Genomic DNA, 21,289 nt, shown 5'->3' with positions numbered 1-21,289 from the left:
CTATGTGGAAAGAGTGGAAAAGTAATCGATATTTTATTTTAGTTATGGCTTCGGCTGTAAATTTTGTTCACGGGAATCCCTATATCTGGACGGTATTCCAGCCATATATGCAGAGGGAGTTCGGTGTGTCGGCGGCTGCATCCAGTCTGCCGTTTACGGTAATCATCGGTATTTTTGCGTTTGGCAATATGATCGGCGGCTGGCTGCAGCATAAGATCGGAGCGAAAAAAACGGTCTGGGCGGGCAGCTGTCTGATGTGTCTGGGTTTTTTGCTGGCTGCGCTGGCGCCGACGGACGCGCCCTGGCTGGTGACGCTTGGCTATGGCGCCCTGGGCGGGCTTGGCTCCGGCTGCGCCTTTAGCATGCTGGTGGCGATCCCGCAGGGATGGTTTCCGGATAAGCGGGGAATGGTGACAGGCATTACCATCGGCGTGATCGGTGTTTCGGGAGTGATCATGAATCCGCTGTGCGACAGGATCCTTGCGGCAAAAGGATTTCATTTTGCGATGCTGGTGGTGACGGTCATCTATGCAGTCCTCTGCCTGGGGACGTGGTTTCTTAAGGAAGCGCCGGAAGAACTGCAGGAACGGGCAGCCAGCGCGCAGCCTGGGAAGGAGGCGCCGGAAGAACTGCAGGAACAGGCGGCCACAGCGCAGCAGCCTGGAAAAGGGACCCTGGCAGGGCAGGGGACATATCAGCGCCAGTATACGGCGGCGGAAATGATGAGGACCGGCCGCTACTACTGGCTAAGCCTTGCCATGGCGCTGGCCGTGCCGTCCTACGCGCTGGTCAATCCGCTGATGATGTCTCTGGGACTTGAAAGAGGCCTCACTGCCATGCAGGCACTTGCAGGCGTAACAGCCGCCTCTGTGGCCAATATCATTGGCCGGGTGGCTGCTCCCTGGCTGTCGGACAGAATCGGCAGAAAACCGGTGGTATACGGGCTGTTTGTAATCGCTACAGGAGCTTCTTTTGGGCTGATGGCAGCGGCCGGACCGGCCTTCGCAGCGCTGTGCTCGGCAATCTGCTTGGTCTATGGCGGCGTCGTCAGTGTATTTCCGGTGATGGTGTCGGATTATTTCGGCATGAAGCATCAGGGAAGCAATTTTGGAGCCGTCATGATTGGCTATGGGATTGCTTCCGTACTCTGCCCGGTGCTGCTGGAGGCATTTGGTCAGGAGAGGGCGCTGTTGGTTGCAGGCGTTTGCTGCGTAGCCGGTATAGCGGCCACAAAAAAACTGGACTAAAAACCGGCGAAGAGGCGGAGCAAAAGCAGGCGGGAAAGTCAGAGCGAAAAGGCGGAAGAAAGAGGCAGTCTGGAAAATCCTCTTGACAAGAGAGCAGAAACGGTGTAGAGTCTTATGCGTACCTAAAATCACATATTGCAGACTTTCTCTTATTCAGAGCAGTGGAGATACAAAGGATCTGTGAAGCTGCGGCAACCCCCGCATGGCGGGAAGGTGCCAACCTGAGCGAGCAATCGAACAATAAGAGGATTGATTTATGAACATATAAAACAGTCCGCTTATGCGGGCTGTTTTTTTGTGGTAGCGCCGGGCCTAAGACCGGGAGGGCCCTTAAGTCCCCCGGGCTTTCATTCCCCCGGCGGCTGCAAAGACCCTCCTCACCTGGAGAAAGGATGCTGGAAGAGAAGAAAAGGAGAAAAAACATGGAGAGACGCTTATTTACTTCAGAATCAGTAACCGAAGGACATCCGGATAAAATGTGCGACCAGATTTCGGACGCGATCCTGGACGCGCTGATGGAGCAGGACCCCATGAGCCGCGTGGCCTGCGAGACCTGCACCACCACCGGCCTGGTAATGGTCATGGGAGAGATTACCACCAACGCCTATGTAGATATCCAGAAAATCGTGCGCGACACTGTCCGGGAGATCGGATATACCAGAGGAAAATTCGGATTTGACGCAGATACCTGCGGCGTGATCACAGCCATTGACGAGCAGTCCGCAGATATCGCCCTTGGCGTGGATAAGGCGCTGGAAGCAAAAGAAGAAAAAATGTCCGATGCAGATCTTGACGCCATTGGAGCGGGAGACCAGGGAATGATGTTTGGCTACGCTTCCGACGAAACACCGGAATATATGCCCTATCCCATCGCTCTGGCTCACAAGCTGGCCCGCAGACTGACAGAAGTCCGCAAAGACGGCACACTGCCCTATTTAAGACCCGACGGCAAGACACAGGTTACGGTAGAATATGATGAAAACGGCGTTCCCTTCCGCCTGGACGCGGTGGTCCTGTCCACCCAGCACAATCCGGAAGTAAGCCAGGAGACGATCCGAGAGGACATTAAGAAATATGTCTTTGACGCGGTGATCCCGGAAGGCATGACAGACGCGGACACCAAATACTTTATCAACCCCACCGGACGCTTTGTCATCGGCGGCCCCCACGGCGACAGCGGCCTCACCGGCCGGAAGCTGATCGTAGACACCTACGGCGGCATGGCCCGTCACGGCGGCGGCGCATTTTCCGGAAAAGACTGCACCAAGGTAGACCGTTCCGCAGCCTATGCGGCCAGATATGTGGCCAAAAATATCGTAGCGGCAGGGCTTGCAAAGAAATGCGAGATCCAGCTCTCCTACGCGATCGGAGTGGCGCACCCCACCTCGATCATGGTAGATACCTTCGGCACCGGCAAAGTCAGCGACCAGAAACTGGTAGAGATCATCCGGGAGAACTTCGACCTTCGCCCGGCAGGGATCATCAAAATGCTGGATCTGCGAAGACCGATCTACAAGCAGACAGCCGCCTACGGCCACTTCGGGCGTACAGACACAGATCTCCCCTGGGAAAGACTGGATAAAGTGGATATACTGAAAAAATATTTATAAAAACTTTATAAAAATTTATGGGCGCTTTGTTTAAGGAGCGCCCTTTTTCGTGCTATACTTTTGTCGGAGGAATGATTTTATGAAGCTGAAGACAAAATTGATCATCGCTTTTTTAACGGTACTTTTGCTTCCCATATTTCTGGGGACTACCTTTATCTTTCTTCTGGGAAGCTATCAGATCAGTACCATAGAGAAGACCTATCAGATCAGCGGGACGACAGTGGAGAGCCTCTCCAACTCCATGCAGACCATTTCTACCATGACGGAAGAATCTTATCATCAGCTGCAGGATATGGCCCGGAGTACGCCGGGAGCCATGGAGGACGCCACAGCCCTCGGAGAGTTCAACCAGATGCTCAAAGGGAAAAATGCCTATCTTCTGGTCCGCAAAGGCTATACCATGATCTATGTGGGCGCGGACATGGACAGCTCCGACAGCGTGATCCGGGAACTGCCCGGATACGGCGGGGCCGAGACCACTTCGGAAAACGGGATCTATCTGGGCGGCGATGCCCAGGCCCTGGTAAAACAGGTGGATTTCAGATATCCGGACGGAGAAGAGGGCAGCGCATTCATCGTATCAGACGTCCGGGAAATGATTCCGGAGCTAAAAGAACTGGTGGTGGATATCGGCGTATGTATCGTATTCATCCTGATCCTGACGGCCTGCGCCTTAACCTACTGGGTCTACAGGTCGGTGATGCAGCCGCTGCAGAAAATGCAGCTGGCGGCAAAAAACATCAAGGAAGGCAACCTGGATTTTGAGATCCGTCCCGTGGCGGACGACGAGATGGGAAGACTGGCACAGGACCTGGAGGAAATGCGGGTGCGCCTGCGGGATAATGTGGAAGAAAAGCTTCGCTACGACAAAGAAAGCAAAGAACTGATCAGCAACATTTCCCATGACTTAAAGACGCCGGTGACAGCGATCAAAGGCTATGCGGAAGGGATCATGGACGGGGTGGCGGACACGCCGGAAAAGATGCAGAAATATGTCCGGACGATCTACAATAAAGCCGACGAAATGAATACCCTGATCAACGAGCTGACCTTTTACTCCAAGATCGATACCAACCGTATTCCCTATAACTTCAATACCCTGTCAGTCAACGACTATTTTGAAGACTGCGCGGAAGATCTGTCTCTGGAGCTGGAAGCCAAAAATGTAGAGTTTGATTATTTTAACTATGTAGAAAAAGATGTAAAAGTAATCGCCGATGCGGAGCAGATCAAGCGGGTGATCCATAACATTGTCAACAATTCACTGAAATATATGGACAAGCCAAGAGCCAAGATCAATCTGCGGGTCAAAGACGTAGGAGACTTTGTCCAGGTGGAGCTGGAGGATAACGGGAAAGGAATCGCGGCAAAAGATCTGCCCAATATCTTTGACCGCTTTTACCGGAGCGACGCGTCCAGAAACTCCTCTAAAGGGGGCAGCGGGATCGGGCTGTCCATTGTAAAAAAGATCATTGAAGAGCATGGAGGAAAGATCTGGGCCACCAGCCGGGAAGAGACCGGAACTACCATGTATTTTGTCCTTAGAAAATATCAGGAGGTGCCGATTTATGAGTAAAATACTGATTGTAGAAGATGAAGAAACGATCGCTGATCTGGAAAAAGATTATCTGGAGCTGAGCGGATTTCAGGTAGAAGTAGCCACAGACGGAGAGACTGGTCTTAAAAGAGCCATGGAGGAGGACTTTGATCTATACATTCTGGATCTGATGCTGCCGGGTGTGGACGGATTTGACATCTGCCGCCAGATCCGAAGCGAAAAAGATACACCGATCATCATGGTGTCTGCGAAAAAAGACGATATTGATAAGATCCGGGGGCTGGGCCTTGGGGCGGACGACTACATGACAAAACCCTTCAGCCCCAGCGAGCTGGTAGCCAGAGTAAAAGCCCATCTGGCCCGGTATGACCGGCTGACGGGAAGCGCAAGAGAAGTCAATAAAGTCATCGAGATCCGTGGGCTGAAGATCGACACCACGGCCAGAAGAGTCTGGGTCAACGGGGAAGAGAAGACCTTTACCACCAAGGAATTTGATCTTCTGACCTTCCTGGCGGGGCATCCTAACCATGTGTACACCAAAGAAGAGCTGTTCCGGGAGATCTGGGATATGGAATCCATCGGCGATATCGCTACGGTAACGGTACACATTAAAAAGATCCGGGAGAAAATAGAGATGGATACGTCCAACCCCCAGTATATTGAGACAATCTGGGGAGTGGGATACCGATTTAAGGTGTAAAGACTGCAGAGCCTGTTTTTTGCAGCCGGCGGCTGAAAACCACCGGCTGCAAAAAATGCTGCAAGTTTATTTTGACTTCCAATTGGTATTATGATACAATACCAATAGAAAAACAGGAGGAAGACAAATGGAGACTGCAGAGCTTCGCTATATGGAACTGAAAAATCAGATCTGCCGGCAGATCTATAAAGGAATCTTCCGGAACGGGGAAAAGATCCCTTCCGAGCGTCAGCTGTCGGAGGATTATAAGGTCAGCAGGATCACAGTGCGTAAGGCGCTGGAACTTCTGGAGGCGGAGGGCCTGATCCTCCGGGAAGTGGGAAATGGAACCATCGTAACGCTGAACAATTACGGCAATGAGACACTGCCGGATGTGATCGCCCTGGCGGCGCCGTCCAGAAATCCTTTTTTTGCGCGCTTTATCGCAGAATTTCAGCAGTGCGTCTGGGAGCACGACGCACTGCTTTTGTATGTGGAAGCGCCGGAGAACACCTCTTTGGAGGACTGCCTCTACCGGCTGTATACCAAAAATATCCGCAGCGCTGTGGTCTGGCCGGACGACCGCGGCGTGGATCAGGAAAAGCTGCTGCGCCTTCGCAGTATTGGCATGAACCTGGTATTCTTTGACACCGACGCGGCAGGCCCTTATGCAGACAGTGTTTTTGTGGACAATGAGGACGCGGTGGAAACCCTGCTAAAGAAAGAAGAAAGAGGGTATGGCCAGTATCTGTATGTAGGCTGGGACAATCTTGCCATTGCCAACATCCGAAAGCGGGAGGAAGCATTTCTAAGGCTCTGCCCGCAGGGGCAGGTCATTCATGTGCCCTGGAAGAGGAACCGGCAGATGGACGACGCTTCGAGAGAAGAGATCCGGCGACTGGCAAAGGACCTGACAGACGCCCTGATCCTGTGCGGGACCGGAGAACTGGCCGGACAGACGGCGGAAGTGATCTGGGGCAGAGAACAGAAGAAAACCGGCGGAGAACAGAAAATCCGCCTGGCGTCCATCGATGAATTTGAAGGGGCACAGCGATGTCCGGCAGCCGTTTACAGCCAGGATCTGGAAACAGCCGCCTGTGAGATCTACCGGTGTCTGGAACGTCAGAGCACAGAGAAAAGCGGATGGAAGGCCGGGGTCGTTCCTGTAAAAGGAAGGTATCACAGGAACGGGGAACGCAAAGGACAGGGAAAGGAACAATCATAGAGGGTGAAAAAAATGGAATATTTTGCAGGAATTGATCTTGGCACATCCAGTGTGCGCGCAGTGGCAGTGGACCCGGAGGGAAACGCGGTGTCTGCCGGACAGTGTGAATATGACATCAGGAAACCGGCGCTTAACCGGGCAGAGCAGGACATGGAGCAGCTCTGGGAGGCCACGGTCCTTGCGATCCGGAAGATGCTTGCCGGAAAGCCGGAGCTAAAGGAACAGATCCGGGGGATCGGATTTTCCGGTCAGATGCACGGCCTGGTGATGACAGACAAAGACATAAGGCCTCTGGGCAACGCCATCATCTGGGCAGATCAAAGAAGCGAAGAACAGATCCGGCATATCTATGAGACCGTGCCGGAAGAGACATTCGCAAAAGTGTTTGAAAACAGGTTAAGCACCGGATTTCTCCTGCCGTCTCTTGTCTGGGTGCGGGAAAAAGAGCCTGCACGTTATGAAAAGATTTACAAGGTGATGCTTCCCAAAGACTACATCCGTTACCGGATCTGCGGGGAACTGGGCACGGATGCTTCGGACGCCTGCAGTACCGGTATGTGGGATATGAAGAAGCGGACCTGGGCCTTTGATATATTAAAGAAGCTGGATATCCCGGCAGAGTATCTGGTGGAGAGCCACGAGTCTTACGAGAAGGCCGGAACCGTGACAAAGGAATGTGCGGAACAGACCGGGCTGAAAGAGGGAACCTTTGTGGCCTTTGGCGGCGGGGATTCCCTGATGATGGAGCTGGGAAATGGCATGATCCGGGAAGGCCTTATGGCGTCCACCATCGGTACGGCCTGCCATCTGACCTGCGCCCTGAACGCGCCTACCTACGACCCGCTGCTTCGGACCAATACCTGGTGCCATGGAAGAGAAGATCTCTGGAGCATTATGGGCGCCCATTTAAGCGGCGGTGTAGCCTTGAAGTGGCTGAAAAACAATATCCTCGGCATGGAGAGTTTTGATGCCATGACTGCCCTTGCTTCGGAAGTCCCCGCCGGCAGCGAAGGGCTTCTCTTCCTGCCTTATCTGAACGGAGAGCGGACGCCCCACAACGACCCGAATGCCAGGGCGGTGTATCTGGGCATGACCCTGCGCCATGACAAGCGGCACATGATCCGCAGCACCATGGAGGGGATCGTATACAGCATGAAAGAATCCTATGCGATCTTTCGTTCCCTGGGGATCAGAGGCGACCGGATCATTGCGGCGGGAGGCGGGGCAAAGAGCCCGCTTTTCCGGCAGATCCAGGCAGATATGTATGACTGCCCCATTTATATCAATCAGGGAAAAGAGCAGGCCAGCATCGGCGCGGCTATGACGGCGGCAGTGGGAAGCGGTTATTACAAAGATTACGAAGAAGCCTGCGCCCGGATGGTGCATCTAAGTCCGGAGGTGACAGAACCCATCCCGGAAAATGTAAAAAAATACGAAGAAGAATTTCAGCGCTTCAAAGAAATATATTTTGCAAATAAGGCATTGTTTTAACAGAGATTTTGCATTATAATAGCCATAGAAAGTTTTTTAAACACCTTAATAAAGTGGCAGGAGGTTTGGATTCTATGGAAGGAAAAATGAAAGTAGCAGTCATGACCGGCATTGGCAAGATGGGATTTGAAGAGCGGGACATCCCGAAGCCGGCAGCGGACGAAGTGCTGGTAAAGCTGGAGTATGTGGGAATCTGCGGATCCGACATGCACTATTATGAGACCGGAGCCATCGGAGATTATGTGGTAGAACCGCCGTTCGTACTGGGACATGAGCCGGGCGGTACGGTTGTGGAAGTGGGAGAGAATGTTACCCACTTAAAAGTAGGCGACCGCGTAGCTCTGGAGCCGGGCAAGACCTGCGGAAAATGTGAATTCTGTAAAGAAGGCAAGTATAATCTCTGCCCGGATGTGATCTTCTTTGCGACCCCGCCGGTGGACGGTGTATTTCAGGAGTATGTGGCTCACGAAGCGGCCCTTTGTTTCAAGCTTCCGGATAATGTAAGCACCCTGGAGGGCGCCCTGATCGAGCCTCTGGCTGTCGGATTCCACGCGGCTATCCAGGGAGACGCGCATCTGGGACAGAAAGCAGTGGTAATGGGCGCAGGCTGTATCGGCCTGGTGTCCATGATGGCGCTGAAAGCAAGAGGCGTATCCGAGGTATATGTGGTAGACCTGATGGACAAGCGTCTGGAAAAGGCCATGGAACTTGGCGCTACCGGCGTGATCAATGGCGGAAAAGAAGACGTGGTAGCGAAGATCAAAGAGCTGACCGGAGGACTGGGAGCGGATCTGATCGTAGAGACCGCAGGATCTCAGCCCACCACAGTACAGGCGATCCACGCGGCAAAGAAGGGCTCCACGATCGTACTGGTAGGCTACAGCAAGAGCGGTGAGATGACGCTTCCCATGAGCCTGGCTCTGGACAAAGAGCTGACCTTCAAGACCGTATTCCGGTATCGTCATATCTACCCGCTGGCGATTGACGCCGTGGCAAAGGGCAAGGTAAACTTAAAAGGCATTGTTACCGATATCTTTACACTGGATCAGGCGCAGGAAGCCATGGATCACAGCATCCATGACAAAGCAGATATTGTAAAAGCCGTGATCAAGATTGCAGAAGATTAAAAAATAACGCAAACGGGGACGGGGGATTTTTAAAAATCCCCCGTCCCCGTTTGCGTTATAAAAATCAGAACTGCTGAAGCGCTTCCACCAGTTCCGGGAAGTTCATTCCGTGGGAGGCTTTTACCAGGACATTGTCTCCCTCTGCCAGGATGTCTTTCATGGAATCCAGGAAATCATCCCTGGTCTCAAACCAGTGCACCTCGGTCTGTGGATTAGCGGCTGCGCCCTCTGCCAGATGTCTGGCGAGGGAACCGATGGCGCAGACAACATCTACCCCTTTTTCCGCACAGTACGCGCCCACTTCCCGGTGAAGCGTGTCTGTGTCCGTTCCCAGTTCGCCCATATCGCCAAGGACGGCGACCTTGCGTCCGATGGCCATGTCCAGCACGTCAATGGCTGCCCGGGTGGAGATAGGGTTGGCGTTGTAGCAGTCGTCCAGGATCATCAGATGGCTGGTGCGGATGATATTGCCCCGGCCGGGAATGGAAGGAAGCCCCTCTATGCCCGCCTTGATCTCCTCCGGGGTAAGTCCCAGCGTGTAGCCGGCAGCCGCGCCGGCCAGCGCGTTGGAGATCATGTGCGCGCCGGGAAGCGGTACCACGCAGGCAAAGAAAGAACCGTCCGGCAGATGGATGGTGCAGGCGGTTCCACGCAGCCCGAGAGCCTGAATGTTATCGGCCCGGAACTGACAATTGTCGCCGGTGCCGAAAAAGACAGGCGTTACACCTTTTACCGGTCCCATCCGGGAGAGCAGGTCATCGTCACCGTTTAACAGAATGGAGCCTCCGGCCTTCATGTCCTGGATCATCTGGGATTTTTCCTGCAGGATGCCTTCTCTGGTCTTAAAAAACTCCAGGTGAGCCACGCCGATATTGGTGATTACACAGACGTCCGGGCTGGCAACAGAAGAGAGACGGCGCATCTCGCCAAAATGATTGACGCCCATTTCCAGGACTGCGGCCTCGTGCTCCTCGTTAAGCTGGAAGATCGTAAGGGGGAGTCCCCATTCATTATTAAAATTACCCAGGGTTTTGTGGGTCTTGTATTTCTGGGAAAGCACCGATGCGATCATTTCTTTGGTGCTGGTCTTGCCGACGCTTCCGGTAATGCCTACGACCTTAAGGTCAAAGGAGTCCCGGTAGAGCTTGGCGATATCCAGAAGAGCCTGCCCGGTGGATTCCACCAGGATGTAGGGGAAGTCTGTCTCTCCCAGGTCTTCGTGGGAGACCACGCACAACGCTCCTTTTTCAATCGTATCGGGAATAAAACGGTGAGCATTGAAACGCTCGCCGTCAATGGCTACGAATAAATTTCCTTTTTCCACTTTCCGGCTGTCAATGACAACCCCGGTAACTTCCTCAGACAGAAAAGCAGCGTCGCCGCGGTAAACACCGCGGCATGCCTGAGTGATATTTTCCAATGTAAGATTCTTCATGTCTGGTAATTCCTTTCAAACACCGGGCGTTAATAGCGGGCCCGGATGGATTCTTCTATGATCTGTTCGCAGAGACTGCCGTAATCCAGGCCAGCGGCCGCAGCAGCCTTGGGAAGGAGGCTTGCGGGGGTCATGCCAGGCAGGCCGTTTACCTCCAGGCAGTAGAACCGCCCGTCCGTCTCGTCCACGATAAAGTCTGCACGGGCGTAAACGTCCATCCGGAGCGCTTCAAAAGCCTGTTCTCCCGCTTGCTGCATTGCTTTCTGCGTGTCTGCGTCCAGGGATACCGGCGGACAGATCTCTCTGGCGCCTCCGTCCTGGTATTTATTCTCATAGTCAAAAAACCCGTCTTTTGGAATGATCTCCACCAGAGGAAGGGCCTTGCCTCTTAAGACGCCGCAGGCATACTCCCGGCCCTTGATATAAGGCTCGATTACAACCTCGTCCTGCCCGTCCTCATCAAAAGAGCGGCGGATCGCCTCCTTGTACTCTTCTTCTGTGTGGACGATGTAGACGCCGATGCTGGATCCGCTGGAACAGGGCTTGATCACCAGAGGCAGATAATAGCCAAGGGCGTCAAGCGGCGTATCTTTGGTAAGCTTCGTCAGAGAAGTTCCGCGGGGGGTAGGTACGCCGGACATCTTGAAGATCTGTTTGGCCACCAGCTTGTTCATGGACAAAGAGCAGCCCAGGGAATTGGGTCCGGTGTAACGGATCCCCAGCACGTCAAAAGTGGCCTGGATCTTGCCGTTTTCACCGATGGAACCATGAAGAGCCATAAAGGTGATGTCGGCCATGCGGCACAGTTCGATCACATTGGGGCCAAAAGAACAGTCCGACTGGTCGGGCCTCGAGAGTTTCAGAGCTTCCAGGTCCGGCATGGTGGTCTTGATGCCCTCGGCAATCTCAAGACCGGCGCCCGGAAGGTCAAAAACCTCCTCAAGCTTTTCCGGATCGTAGGGAAGTCCAAAATAAATGTCAAGCAGGAAAGCCTTGTGGCCATTTTCCCGCAGTGTTTTACAGATACCGGCTCCGGAAGATAAAGATACGTCTCTTTCCGGGCTTAAGCCGCCTGCAAGTACAATGATTCTCATAAATAAGTCTCCTCCAAATCTCGTTATCTTATATCATTATGCTTTGTTCACCTGATCCAGAAGATTCTTCTTCACGTCATAGAGACGGGGAGAAAGATCCACATAAATCTGGTGCGGGTAGAAGAGGCGCTTGGTCTCTTCCCACAGGGTTTCCTTTTCCTGCCGGCAGTAGTCGGCGATCTCCTTTACACTGGGAGACTGGTAGATGCACTCGCCGTTTCGGAAAACGGGAACCATCATTTCCCGCAGGGTATAGGAACCGCCGGGCATCTTCGTCTTTTTCCAGGTCTCGATCGGATCGAAAAGGAGCATGTCCTTAGAAGGATCAAAGGTCTCGTCTGCGAAGCAGATCAGGTCTGCCTTTACCTTGCCGGAATCCTTCTCATAGACACGGTAAATGGTTTTATTTCCCGGGTTGGTGATCTTCTCTGTATTTTCAGAGATCTTGATCTTGGGGATAAATTCCCCGTCGCTGTTCTGGATCGCCGCCAGCTTATAGACGCCGCCAAAAGACGGGCAGTCCTTGGAGGTGATCAGGTGTGTGCCCACGCCCCAGGAATTGATGGCCGCGCCCTGCATCTTCAGATCATGGAGGAGATACTCGTCCAGATCATTGGAAGCAGTGATCGTGGCGTCCGTAAAACCGGCTTCATCCAGCATCTTTCTCGCCTGTTTGGACAGATAAGCCAGGTCGCCGCTGTCCAGGCGGATGCCGTATTTGCCGAATTTCCGGCCGGATTCTTTAAATTCACGGAAGACACGGATGGCGTTTGGAACGCCGGACTTTAATGTGTCGTAAGTGTCCACCAGAAGCGTACAGTTATCCGGATAGAGGTCTGCATAGGCTTTGAAAGCCGTATATTCATCCGGGAAACTCATGATCCAGCTGTGGGCATGGGTTCCCATGACCGGCACGTCAAAGAGCTGCCCGGCCAGTACGTTGGAAGTGCCTACGCAGCCGCCGATGATAGCCGCCCTTGCGCCATAAAGACCGGCGTCCGGCCCCTGGGCCCTGCGGAGCCCAAATTCCATGATCCCGTCTCCGTCCGCCGCGTAGACCACGCGGGAAGCTTTGGTGGCGATCAGGCACTGGTGGTTTAAGATGGTCAGGATGGCAGTCTCCACAAGCTGGGCCTCCATAATGGGGGCGATCACCTTTAAGATCGGCTCTTTGGGGAAGATCACGCTTCCCTCCGGGATGGCGTAGATGTCGCCGCTGAAATGAAAGCCGCTTAAATAATGAAGAAAGTCTTCGCTGAAGATGCCAAGACCTCTCAGATAGTCCACATCCTCGTAAGTAAAGTTCAGGTTTTTAATATAGTCGATCACCTGTTCCAGCCCGGCACAGATCGAATATCCGTTGTTGCATGGATTGGCGCGGAAAAATACGTCAAAGATCACTTTTTCATTCTGGCCTTTGACGTAATATCCCTGCATCATGGTCAATTCATACAAGTCTGTCAACAGAGTCAGATCCTGTTTATTCATGATTGAACCCTCCTTTTCTACAGCAGGGAAGCTGTTTCGTATACATTTCGTTTATTATAGCATCAGTCGGGACAAAAGTAAAAGAAAAACCAGACTCTTTTTAGAGGAGAGCCTGGTTTTTGCGGATCGTTTCCTGGATCAGATCCTGACAGTAGCTGCCGATCCGTTTCCGCTGTTCTTTGTCCATCTCGCTTAGGCGGATCGGGGTACCGTATTCAAGAATGACTCTGGTCTTTTTTACCCTGGGGAGATGGTTTTCAAACATCTCCGCCGTATTGTTCAGACTGATGGGGACGATGGGGCATCCGCTCTTCTCCGCGATTTTAAAGGAACCGCTGTGGAAGGGAAGGAGACTTAACTCCTCGCCGGTATTGCGGGTCCCTTCCGGGAAAATGCAGATGGAGATCCCGTTTTTTACATAGTCGATGGCGGTCAGGATCGTCTTTAAGCCCTCCCTGGGGGCAGACCGGTCCAGGAAGAGGCAGTACAGCCGTTTCATCCAGTCCTTAAGAAGCGGATAGCGCAGCATCTCTTTTTTGGCGATATATCCGGTCCTGCGCCGGCATCTTGAATAAGTCAGAAGGATGTCGAAGTAGCTGCGGTGGTTGCCGATAAACAGCACCGGTTCATCCGGCACGTTTTCTTCCCCGATGACCGTCACCTCCACACCGGACACCCTGAGCATGACCCGGAACATCCACTGGACCAGCCTAAGGCACCGGTAGTCGCTGGCCTCCTGATCCTTCTTTGCAAGAAAATGCTCCACGATGAGCACGGGGATGCCAAGGATCAGGTACAGAAATAATAAAATAGCGATGATCAGAAATCTTATCATTTGGTAAACCTCTCACATATATTCTTTTGTTTCTCAACAGATATTTCCTGCTTATGATAACACATTTCTGGTATTTTTCCTAGTAGCAGTGTGTATGATAATAAGGAGAAAAGCAGTTCCGGGAGGCCGGATGAGAAGAAAAATAACGGTTGCGGCTCTGTGGGTTTCTCTGCTGGTCCCGGTCCTGGCCGGGTGTTCCCTGCAAAGGATGGATGCAGAAAGGATCCGGGACATAGAGTATACCCTGGCGGACAAAGAAAAGCTGCCGGAAGAATTGCGGGAAATGATCCGGGAGGAAGAAGGAAAGCCGGCAGAATTCTCATACGGGGATCAGGGGATCCTCTATGCCGTAAAAGCTTATGAGGAGCAGGACACAGGCGGGTACAGCGTGCAGGTGACAGATTGCTACGAGTCTGAAACGGCAGTGGTGGTGGAGACGACTCTTCTGGGACCGGAGAAGGACGAAACGGCCGCGGATGCGTCCACCTGGCCCTGGATCGCATTAAAAATGGAGTATACCGACAAACCGGTTCTATTTCAGTGAGGAGGGAAACAACATGGAATATCAGACAGAAAACATACAGGCGTATCAGCAGGAAGAAGCCGGACAGGATCCGTTCTATCTGGACTTTGACCTCAACGTGCCGGATGCTGAGCCGGACGTAAAAAAAGTGATCCTGGCAGAAGGAAAGATCCGCGTGGAAGATCTGCAGATGGAAGAACAGGATCTGCGTGTGACCGGGAAGCTGGAGGTAAAGATCCTGTATCTGGCGGAAGGCGGCAGCTATCCGGCGGCACAGGTAAAAGGAGCATTTCCCTTTGAGGAAAGAATCCGGATGAAGAGAAAGGATCTGGAAAACATCCGCGTTGCCGTAGCTGGCCTGGAAGTGACCGCGTCCGTGATCCACTCCCGCAAACTGGAGATCAGAAGCGCGGCCACCCTTCAGGCGTACAGTGAAGGCTGCAGAGAGCTTCGGATCACCACAGACGTCGAAGAGGCACAGACAGACCTCTGTAAAAAATACGAGGAAACACAGGTGCTGGATGTACATACCATCAAAAAAGACCTGCTCCGCATCCGGGAAGAGGTGAGGGCGGACGATTCCGGGGAACCCATCGAGGCGCTTCTGTGGAGCGATGTTTCCCTTCAGAAATTTGACGCCAGGATGGAGCAGGACGCGCTGCGGGTCAGAGGAGAACTTCTGGTGTTCTGCCTCTATGCAGGGCCGGAAGGAGAGCTTCACGCTGTAAGGAGAGCCGTTCCCTTTGAAGGAAGCCTTGCCTGCGCCGGAGGGGAAGCGTCCATGTACCGGCAGGTCTGGCCGGAGCTTACAGAGGGGAACATAGAATTAAAAATGGACGAAGACGGGGAAATGCGGATCTTTGCCCTGGATGCAGCCCTGGAAGTGCGGTTTGTGGTCAGCAGGGAGAGAACGGTACGCTATCTGGCGGACGTCTACGCCACAGGCGCAGTCTGCACGCCGAAGAAAAGAGAAGAGAGCGCAGAGCAGCTGCTGCTCCAGAACGATTCCAGGTGCAAGGTGTCCGAAACCCTCTCCCTTCCCGAAATCAAAGACCAGATCCTGAAAGTGTGCCACAGCAGCGGACGGATAGAGACAGAGACCATCCGGGAGACCCAAGAAGGACTTCTGGTGGAAGGGGTCCTTCACGTCTGCGTGCTCTACCTTAAGGACGACGTCCTCTGCCCCGTTGACAGCTGGCAGGGCATGATCCCCTTCTCCCATGTGCTGGAGTGCGCCCATCTGGAAAACGAAGGAAGGTATCATCTGACAAAGACGGTGGAGCAGCTCTCCGTCAGCCTCCTGGGCGGCGAAGAGATGGAGATCCGCGCATTGCTCGGCTTTCACTGTATGTTCAGGCGTCCCGTATCCATCTGCCAGGTAGAAGAGATCGGGATCAGTCCTGCAGATCCGCAGGAGGTGGAAAACCGTCCGGGGCTGGTGGGGTATCTGGTGCAGCCCGGGGACTGCCTCTGGGATCTGGCGAAAAAATATCAGACCACAGAAGAAAATATCCGCAAGGTCAACGACCTTCAGACAGAGGAAATAAAATCCGGAGACAAATTATTGATTTTTAAAGAGAATATGAGTATACTATGAGTACACTGTATACAAGATACAGCATAAGATAAAGAACAGGAGAGAATAACGGATGGATAATATCGAGTTGAATGCACTTGGGAAGATCAATCTGGGACTGGACGTTCTGGGAAAACGCCCGGACGGTTACCATGAGGTGCGGATGATCATGCAGACCGTATATATTTATGACCAGATCCGCCTGGAAAAAAAGGAAACTCCAGGTACAGAACTTTCTTCAAATCTGTTTTATCTTCCTACTGATAAAAATAACCTGGCCTGCCGGGCAGCCGATCTTCTGCTGGAAGAGTTCGGGATCCGGGAGGGCGTAAAGATCACGCTTGCCAAACATATCCCCGTGGCCGCGGGAATGGCGGGCGGAAGTTCAGACGCAGCGGCTGTACTCTACGGGCTCAACCGGATGTTCGGCCTGGGTCTTTCCACGGAAGAACTGATGAAGCGGGGCGTTTCGCTGGGCGCGGACGTTCCCTACTGTATTCTCCGGGGGACGGCGCTGGCAGAGGGGATCGGCGAAAAGCTGACGCCCCTGCCGGCCATGCCCAGATGCCAGATCGTGGTGGCAAAGCCTCCGGTCAGCGTTTCAACCAGACGGGTATACGATAAACTGGATGAAACACCGGTGGCAGTTCACCCCGATATCGACGGAATCGTAAGCGGTCTGGAAGCGGGGGATCTAAGGAAGATCGCCTCCTGCATGGGAAATGTACTGGAACAGGTGACAGTGCCGGAGTATCCGGTGATCGAAAAGATCAAGGCCAGCATGAAAGAAGCAGGAGCCTTAAATGCCATGATGAGCGGCAGCGGGCCTACGGTCTTTGGGATCTTTACGGAAAAAAGCCGGGCAAAGAAGGCGGCGCAGAAGATAAGAGAAGCAGGACTTGCAAAGCAGGTGTATGTGACCAATGTACATAATGCGAGGAGGAAGTAGCATGGAGACTAATTTCACTGTAAATATGAACGAATATCTGCCCCTGCGGGACGTGGTGTTTAACACACTGCGCCAGGCGATCTTAAGGGGAGAGTTAAAGCCGGGCGAGCGTCTGATGGAGGTCCAGCTGGCCAACAAGCTGGGCGTGAGCCGGACGCCGATCCGGGAGGCCATCAGAAAGCTGGAGCTGGAAGGCCTGGTGCTGATGATCCCGCGAAAAGGCGCAGAGGTGGCGGATATTACCGAAAAAAGTCTGAACGACGTGCTGGAGGTTCGTAAAGCCCTGGAAGAACTGGCCGTAAGACTGTGCTGTGAAAAGATCTCCGGGGAAGGGATCCGCAGGCTTCATGAGGCGGCGGATGAATTTCAGCGTATCTTAAAGACAAGCAATGACGTGACTGAAGTGGCAGAGGCAGACGTGCGGTTTCATGATATCATTTACATGTCCACAGGCAATCAGAAGCTCATCCAGCTGTTGAACAACCTAAGAGAGCAGATGTACCGTTACCGGGTAGAGTGTCTGAAGCGAAAGGAAGCGCACGACCGTCTGATCGCCGAGCATGAAGAGATCATCCGCCAGATCGAAAAAAAGGATAAGGAGACGGCGGCAAAGATCGTGGGACGCCATATCGAGAATCAGGCGGTGGTGGTCACCGATGTGATCCGGACCAAACACGGAGAATAAGTGTATAAAGAGCAAAGCTTCGGTCAAAACTCTGGATAGATCATCCAGAGAGGGGACAGAAGCTGATGAAGAAACAAGTATGTATCACCGCCGCGGTGCTGATCGCGTTCCTGGCGGTCATGGCGTTAAGAGCCGGCGAGGTGGAGGCCGGGATGGAAAAGACCCGGGAAGCGCTGGCAGAAGAGGTTTTCCGCTTTCATGTAGTGGCGGACAGCGACCGCAGAGAGGACCAGGAGGTCAAGCTGAAGGTGCGGGACGCCATCCTGCAGGAGATGAAAAAGGACATGCGGGGAATGGACCACAGAAGCGCCAAAGCCACGGAACAATGGGCCGCTTCCCACCTAAGAGAGATTGAGAAGACGGCAGAAAAGGTGATCCGAGAAGAAGGCTACGCCTACGGCGCCTGCGCCCGGGTGGGCGCATGTTATTTCCCGGACAAGCGTTACGGCGATCTTTTGTTTCCGGCGGGGACATACCGGGCCCTTACGGTCCGCCTGGGAGAAGGCAGAGGACAGAACTGGTGGTGCGTACTGTATCCGGGCTTATGTTTTACAGATTCCGTGTGTGCGGTGGTGGATAAAGAGGGGAAAAAAGAGTTAAGAGAGGCTCTGACCCCGGAAGAATACGAGATGATCACTGCATCCACGAAGTTTAAGATCAAATGGTTCTTTTTTGGAGGCAGTTGGAATGACTGATTTTTTAGTAAAAAAATTCGTAAAAGACTACGAAGAAGTAGAGAAGGTGTCCGTCCGTACCGCTTACGGAGTACTGGCCAGCGTCACAGGCATCTTCTGTAATGTGCTGCTCTTTCTGGTAAAGGGCAGCATCGGCATGTTTCTCCACAGCCTTTCTGTCACGGCGGACGCCTTTAACAATCTGTCGGACGCAGGCTCCTCCGTGGTAGGGCTCGTGGGTGTAAAAATGGCTGAAAAACCGGCGGACAGGGAGCATCCCTTCGGCCACGGAAGGCTCGAATACATCGCGGCTCTGGTGGTGGCCTTTCTGGTGCTGGAGATCGGATTTACTTTTTTCAAAGAGGCTGTCGGCAAGATCCTGGATCCGCAGGAAATGAAGTTTCAGATGCTCTCGGTGGCGATCCTGATCCTGTCTATCGGGGTCAAGTTGTGGATGGCGTATTTTAACCGGAAGCTGGGAAAACGGATCGATTCCAAAGTCATGCTGGCGACAGCCACAGACGCCATGGGCGATGTGATCACCACGTCGGCCACCATCGCTTCCCTTCTGGTCTTTCATTTTACCGGCCAGAATGTGGACGGCGTGGTGGGACTTCTGGTATCACTGGTGGTGATGTGGGCTGGAGTCGGCATCGCTAGAGATACCCTGGAGCCTCTGCTTGGAGAGGCGGTCACGCCGGAAGAGTACGACCGGATCAGCCGGTTTGTAGAAAGCTATGACGGGGTTGTGGGAAGCCACGACCTGATCGTACATAATTATGGGCCAGGAAGGAGCATGGCGTCCATCCATGCCGAGGTGCCAAATGACGTGGATGTGGAGATCTCCCATGAGATCATTGACCGGATCGAGCGGGAAGCGGCGAAAAAGCTGGGGATCTTTCTGGTGATCCACATGGATCCGGTAGAGACGAGAGACGCAAAAGTACTGGAAGTCCGGCAGAAAGTGGTACAGATCCTGGAGGCCCTGGATCCGGCGGTGTCCATCCATGATTTCCGCATGGTCAGCGGCAAAGAACAGAACAACCTGATCTTTGACATGGTGGTGCCTTTTGAGTATGATGAAAAGAAACAGGAAGACCTGAAGCGATCCGTGTCCAGCCTTCTTAAGCTGACCGGAGAAAACTATCAGTGTGTGATCACGGTGGAAAGGAGTTACATAGGAAAATGAGACGAGAGAATGAATACCAGTTTGCGAGCAGGATCCGGTTCAGTGAGGCGGATCATCACCAGAGGATCACACTGCCGGCGATCATCAATTATTTCCAGGACTGCAGCACTTTTCAGTCCGATGCCTTAGGGTGCGGGATCGACGCCTGCCGGGAGCGGGCAAGGGGCTGGGTATTATCCTCCTGGCAGGTAGAAGTGGAGCGTTACCCGAAGCTTGGAGAAGAGATCCGGGTCAGAACCTGGGCCTGCGGCTTTGAAGGCCTCTACGGCTACCGGAACTTCTGCATGGAGACCCCGGACGGACAGATCGCTGCCTGGGCATACAGCGTGTGGGTCTACATGGATATGGAAAAAGGCCGCCCGGCCAGGGTGGACCCGGAAGAGGCGGAGCGCTACGGGTATGGAGAACCTCTGGAAAAAGAATATGCGCCCCGCAAGATCCGGCTTCCAAAAGAAGCCATAGAGCAGCCGGATTTCCCGGTGCGCCGCTATCACATTGACACCAACGAACACGTCAACAACTGCCAGTATGTACAGATGGCGCTGGAATTTATCCCCGCGCCGCAGGAAGTGGTCAAAATGCGGGCGGAGTACAAAAAATCAGCCGTTTTCGGGGACCGGATCTACCCCAGATACGCGAAAGAAGAGAACCGGGAGGTAGTGGAGCTGTGCGACGCAAAAGGAAGTCCCTACGCCCTGGTAGAGTTTAAGAGGAGATAAGTATGGCATTAGCAGACGGATTAGGAAAAAAGCAAAGATTAATGGCAGTAAAAAAAGTAGAGTTCGGCATGTACCTGGGGAATCGGGAAGAAAGAGTCCTGCTTCCTGCAAAGCAGGTGCCGGCAGGTCTTGAGATCGGCGATCCGGTGGAGGTCTTTCTCTACAAAGACTCCAGCGACCGCCTGATCGCCACCACCCGGGAGCCAAAGATCACCCTGGGAGAGGTGAAGGCCCTGAAGGTGGCGGATACCGGAAAGATCGGCGCCTTCCTTGACTGGGGACTGGAAAAAGATCTGCTCCTGCCTTTTAAAGAACAGACCGCAAGGGTCAGAAAAGGCGATGAGGTGCTGGTGGGCCTCTATATTGACAAGTCGGGCCGGCTGTGCGGGACCATGAAGGTCTACGACCTGCTCCGCACAGATTCGCCCTATAAGAAAGACGACCATGTGGAGGGCATCATCTATGAGATCAGCGACCGCTTCGGCGTCTTTGTGGCAGTGGATGACTGTTACAGCGCTCTGATCCCCAGAAGAGAGGCCTTTGGAGACCTGAAAGTAGGAGACAGGATTGCCTGCCGGGTGGTACAGGTAAAACCAGACGGAAAGATGGATCTAAGCGTCCGGGAAAAAGCCTATCTGCAGATGGACGCAGACGCAGACAAGATCATTGCCAGGATGGAAGAATACGGGGGAAGCCTGCCATTTACCGACAAGGCGGACCCGGAGCTGATCACAAAAGAGTTCGGCATGAGTAAGAACGCGTTCAAGCGGGCTGTGGGGCGTCTTTTGAAAGCCGGCAGGGTCAGGATCACAGAAAAAAGGATTGAAATTCTGCATAAATAAGATATAATAAAGGCGAAAGGTAAGAATTGGAAAGGAGACCAATTACATGAAAGTACAGAATATTACAGACATTGATAAGTTTTTTCAAGTAGTAGATTCCTGCAAAGGCAAAGTAGAACTGGTAACCGGAGAGGGCGACAGACTGAACCTGAAGTCCAAGCTGTCCCAGTATGTGTCCATGGCAAACATCTTCTCCGGCGGAGAGATCCCGGAGCTGGAGATCGTTGCCTATGAGAGCGAGGATATCGACAAACTGGTGAAATTCATGGTGAACGGCTAGGCAGAGCCGCCGGGAAACGACCGGAAACATCCAAGAGCATAAGACCTTAGATCCGCTGGAAAA

20 protein-coding genes and 1 riboswitch are annotated in these 21,289 nt (G+C 53.2%); of the genes, 16 read left to right on the top strand and 4 right to left on the bottom strand.

Annotated features, from left to right (window positions below; translation table 11 throughout):
* Nucleotides 1–2: 2 nt before the first annotated feature.
* From ABGT54_RS12555 to ABGT54_RS12525, 7 genes are all read left to right on the top strand, one after another.
* Nucleotides 3–1,247 carry an MFS transporter gene (locus ABGT54_RS12555; protein ID WP_346664389.1) on the top strand — a complete coding sequence of 415 codons (1,245 nt, stop codon included), beginning with the start codon at nucleotides 3–5 and terminating at the stop codon, nucleotides 1,245–1,247.
* A gap of 146 nt (nucleotides 1,248–1,393) precedes the next feature.
* A riboswitch (SAM riboswitch) is annotated at nucleotides 1,394–1,494 on the top strand.
* A 175-nt stretch (nucleotides 1,495–1,669) separates the two neighbouring features.
* Nucleotides 1,670–2,857, top strand: coding sequence for a methionine adenosyltransferase (gene metK / locus ABGT54_RS12550; RefSeq protein WP_346664388.1), 1,188 nt, complete (start codon nucleotides 1,670–1,672; stop codon nucleotides 2,855–2,857).
* A gap of 79 nt (nucleotides 2,858–2,936) precedes the next feature.
* The gene (locus ABGT54_RS12545) at nucleotides 2,937–4,433 is read left to right on the top strand and encodes a HAMP domain-containing sensor histidine kinase (protein ID WP_346664387.1); all 1,497 of its coding nucleotides are present in this window, start codon (nucleotides 2,937–2,939) and stop codon (nucleotides 4,431–4,433) included.
* Complete coding sequence (locus ABGT54_RS12540) at nucleotides 4,426–5,115, top strand: response regulator transcription factor (protein WP_346664386.1); 690 nt, start codon at nucleotides 4,426–4,428, stop codon at nucleotides 5,113–5,115. The genes ABGT54_RS12545 and ABGT54_RS12540 overlap by 8 nt, the downstream gene beginning before the upstream one ends.
* 127 nt (nucleotides 5,116–5,242) lie before the next feature.
* Nucleotides 5,243–6,319 (top strand): GntR family transcriptional regulator, encoded by a 1,077-nt coding sequence (locus ABGT54_RS12535; RefSeq protein WP_346664385.1) that lies wholly within the window; start codon nucleotides 5,243–5,245, stop codon nucleotides 6,317–6,319.
* A 12-nt stretch (nucleotides 6,320–6,331) separates the two neighbouring features.
* Entirely contained in the window at nucleotides 6,332–7,810 is a 1,479-nt protein-coding gene (gene xylB, locus ABGT54_RS12530) for a xylulokinase (RefSeq protein WP_346664384.1), read from the top strand.
* A gap of 74 nt (nucleotides 7,811–7,884) precedes the next feature.
* A complete protein-coding gene (locus tag ABGT54_RS12525) occupies nucleotides 7,885–8,937 on the top strand; it encodes an NAD(P)-dependent alcohol dehydrogenase (protein WP_346664383.1) in 1,053 nt (350 codons plus the stop codon).
* 64 nt (nucleotides 8,938–9,001) lie between these two features.
* Here the strand turns inward: ABGT54_RS12525 and murF are convergent, their stop codons facing one another.
* From murF to ABGT54_RS12505, 4 genes are all read right to left on the bottom strand, one after another.
* Nucleotides 9,002–10,372, bottom strand: a complete 1,371-nt coding sequence (gene murF / locus ABGT54_RS12520; protein ID WP_346664382.1) for a UDP-N-acetylmuramoyl-tripeptide--D-alanyl-D-alanine ligase — start codon at nucleotides 10,370–10,372, stop codon at nucleotides 9,002–9,004.
* Nucleotides 10,373–10,401: 29 nt separating this feature from the next.
* Entirely contained in the window at nucleotides 10,402–11,466 is a 1,065-nt protein-coding gene (locus ABGT54_RS12515; protein WP_346664381.1) for a D-alanine--D-alanine ligase, read from the bottom strand.
* 36 nt (nucleotides 11,467–11,502) lie between these two features.
* Nucleotides 11,503–12,954 carry a nicotinate phosphoribosyltransferase gene (locus ABGT54_RS12510; protein ID WP_346664380.1) on the bottom strand — a complete coding sequence of 484 codons (1,452 nt, stop codon included), beginning with the start codon at nucleotides 12,952–12,954 and terminating at the stop codon, nucleotides 11,503–11,505.
* Between the two features lie 100 nt (nucleotides 12,955–13,054).
* Nucleotides 13,055–13,789 carry a lysophospholipid acyltransferase family protein gene (locus ABGT54_RS12505; protein WP_346664379.1) on the bottom strand — a complete coding sequence of 245 codons (735 nt, stop codon included), beginning with the start codon at nucleotides 13,787–13,789 and terminating at the stop codon, nucleotides 13,055–13,057.
* Between the two features lie 130 nt (nucleotides 13,790–13,919).
* Between ABGT54_RS12505 and ABGT54_RS12500 the strand changes: the two genes are divergently transcribed.
* The 9 genes from ABGT54_RS12500 to ABGT54_RS12460 all read left to right on the top strand — a co-directional run bounded on the left by ABGT54_RS12500 (nucleotide 13,920) and on the right by ABGT54_RS12460 (nucleotide 21,226).
* Nucleotides 13,920–14,333, top strand: coding sequence for a protease complex subunit PrcB family protein (locus tag ABGT54_RS12500; protein ID WP_346664378.1), 414 nt, complete (start codon nucleotides 13,920–13,922; stop codon nucleotides 14,331–14,333).
* Between the two features lie 13 nt (nucleotides 14,334–14,346).
* Nucleotides 14,347–15,909: an SPOCS domain-containing protein gene (locus ABGT54_RS12495; RefSeq protein WP_346664377.1), complete on the top strand. Its 1,563-nt coding sequence runs from the start codon at nucleotides 14,347–14,349 to the stop codon at nucleotides 15,907–15,909.
* Nucleotides 15,910–15,961: 52 nt separating this feature from the next.
* Nucleotides 15,962–16,837, top strand: coding sequence for a 4-(cytidine 5'-diphospho)-2-C-methyl-D-erythritol kinase (ispE, locus tag ABGT54_RS12490; RefSeq protein WP_346664376.1), 876 nt, complete (start codon nucleotides 15,962–15,964; stop codon nucleotides 16,835–16,837).
* A gap of 1 nt (nucleotide 16,838) precedes the next feature.
* Nucleotides 16,839–17,522, top strand: coding sequence for a GntR family transcriptional regulator (locus tag ABGT54_RS12485; RefSeq protein ID WP_346664375.1), 684 nt, complete (start codon nucleotides 16,839–16,841; stop codon nucleotides 17,520–17,522).
* 65 nt (nucleotides 17,523–17,587) lie between these two features.
* Nucleotides 17,588–18,217, top strand: coding sequence for a stage II sporulation protein R (gene spoIIR / locus ABGT54_RS12480; RefSeq protein WP_346664374.1), 630 nt, complete (start codon nucleotides 17,588–17,590; stop codon nucleotides 18,215–18,217).
* Complete coding sequence (locus ABGT54_RS12475; RefSeq protein ID WP_346664373.1) at nucleotides 18,210–19,385, top strand: cation diffusion facilitator family transporter; 1,176 nt, start codon at nucleotides 18,210–18,212, stop codon at nucleotides 19,383–19,385. The genes spoIIR and ABGT54_RS12475 overlap by 8 nt, the downstream gene beginning before the upstream one ends.
* A complete protein-coding gene (locus tag ABGT54_RS12470) occupies nucleotides 19,382–20,104 on the top strand; it encodes an acyl-ACP thioesterase domain-containing protein (protein WP_346664372.1) in 723 nt (240 codons plus the stop codon). Before ABGT54_RS12475 ends, ABGT54_RS12470 begins: the two co-directional genes overlap by 4 nt.
* Nucleotides 20,105–20,106: 2 nt before the next feature.
* A complete protein-coding gene (locus tag ABGT54_RS12465) occupies nucleotides 20,107–20,946 on the top strand; it encodes a S1-like domain-containing RNA-binding protein (RefSeq protein WP_346664371.1) in 840 nt (279 codons plus the stop codon).
* A 46-nt stretch (nucleotides 20,947–20,992) separates the two neighbouring features.
* Entirely contained in the window at nucleotides 20,993–21,226 is a 234-nt protein-coding gene (locus ABGT54_RS12460; RefSeq protein ID WP_346664370.1) for a polya polymerase, read from the top strand.
* The last annotated feature ends 63 nt before the right edge of the window (nucleotides 21,227–21,289 follow it).

The sequence above is a fragment of the uncultured Merdimonas sp. genome (assembly GCF_963929015.1).
Taxonomy (GTDB): Bacteria; Bacillota; Clostridia; order Lachnospirales; family Lachnospiraceae; genus Merdimonas.
This window is presented reverse-complemented; position numbering and strand designations above follow the sequence as displayed.

Coding starts and splice junctions, on each gene's coding strand:
- ABGT54_RS12555 (WP_346664389.1), top strand. CDS start 3: ATGTGGAAAGAGTGGAAAAGTAATCGATATTTTATTTTAGTTATGGCT.
- metK (WP_346664388.1), top strand. CDS start 1,670: ATGGAGAGACGCTTATTTACTTCAGAATCAGTAACCGAAGGACATCCG.
- ABGT54_RS12545 (WP_346664387.1), top strand. CDS start 2,937: ATGAAGCTGAAGACAAAATTGATCATCGCTTTTTTAACGGTACTTTTG.
- ABGT54_RS12540 (WP_346664386.1), top strand. CDS start 4,426: ATGAGTAAAATACTGATTGTAGAAGATGAAGAAACGATCGCTGATCTG.
- ABGT54_RS12535 (WP_346664385.1), top strand. CDS start 5,243: ATGGAGACTGCAGAGCTTCGCTATATGGAACTGAAAAATCAGATCTGC.
- xylB (WP_346664384.1), top strand. CDS start 6,332: ATGGAATATTTTGCAGGAATTGATCTTGGCACATCCAGTGTGCGCGCA.
- ABGT54_RS12525 (WP_346664383.1), top strand. CDS start 7,885: ATGGAAGGAAAAATGAAAGTAGCAGTCATGACCGGCATTGGCAAGATG.
- murF (WP_346664382.1), bottom strand. CDS start 10,372: ATGAAGAATCTTACATTGGAAAATATCACTCAGGCATGCCGCGGTGTT.
- ABGT54_RS12515 (WP_346664381.1), bottom strand. CDS start 11,466: ATGAGAATCATTGTACTTGCAGGCGGCTTAAGCCCGGAAAGAGACGTA.
- ABGT54_RS12510 (WP_346664380.1), bottom strand. CDS start 12,954: ATGAATAAACAGGATCTGACTCTGTTGACAGACTTGTATGAATTGACC.
- ABGT54_RS12505 (WP_346664379.1), bottom strand. CDS start 13,789: ATGATAAGATTTCTGATCATCGCTATTTTATTATTTCTGTACCTGATC.
- ABGT54_RS12500 (WP_346664378.1), top strand. CDS start 13,920: ATGAGAAGAAAAATAACGGTTGCGGCTCTGTGGGTTTCTCTGCTGGTC.
- ABGT54_RS12495 (WP_346664377.1), top strand. CDS start 14,347: ATGGAATATCAGACAGAAAACATACAGGCGTATCAGCAGGAAGAAGCC.
- ispE (WP_346664376.1), top strand. CDS start 15,962: ATGGATAATATCGAGTTGAATGCACTTGGGAAGATCAATCTGGGACTG.
- ABGT54_RS12485 (WP_346664375.1), top strand. CDS start 16,839: ATGGAGACTAATTTCACTGTAAATATGAACGAATATCTGCCCCTGCGG.
- spoIIR (WP_346664374.1), top strand. CDS start 17,588: ATGAAGAAACAAGTATGTATCACCGCCGCGGTGCTGATCGCGTTCCTG.
- ABGT54_RS12475 (WP_346664373.1), top strand. CDS start 18,210: ATGACTGATTTTTTAGTAAAAAAATTCGTAAAAGACTACGAAGAAGTA.
- ABGT54_RS12470 (WP_346664372.1), top strand. CDS start 19,382: ATGAGACGAGAGAATGAATACCAGTTTGCGAGCAGGATCCGGTTCAGT.
- ABGT54_RS12465 (WP_346664371.1), top strand. CDS start 20,107: ATGGCATTAGCAGACGGATTAGGAAAAAAGCAAAGATTAATGGCAGTA.
- ABGT54_RS12460 (WP_346664370.1), top strand. CDS start 20,993: ATGAAAGTACAGAATATTACAGACATTGATAAGTTTTTTCAAGTAGTA.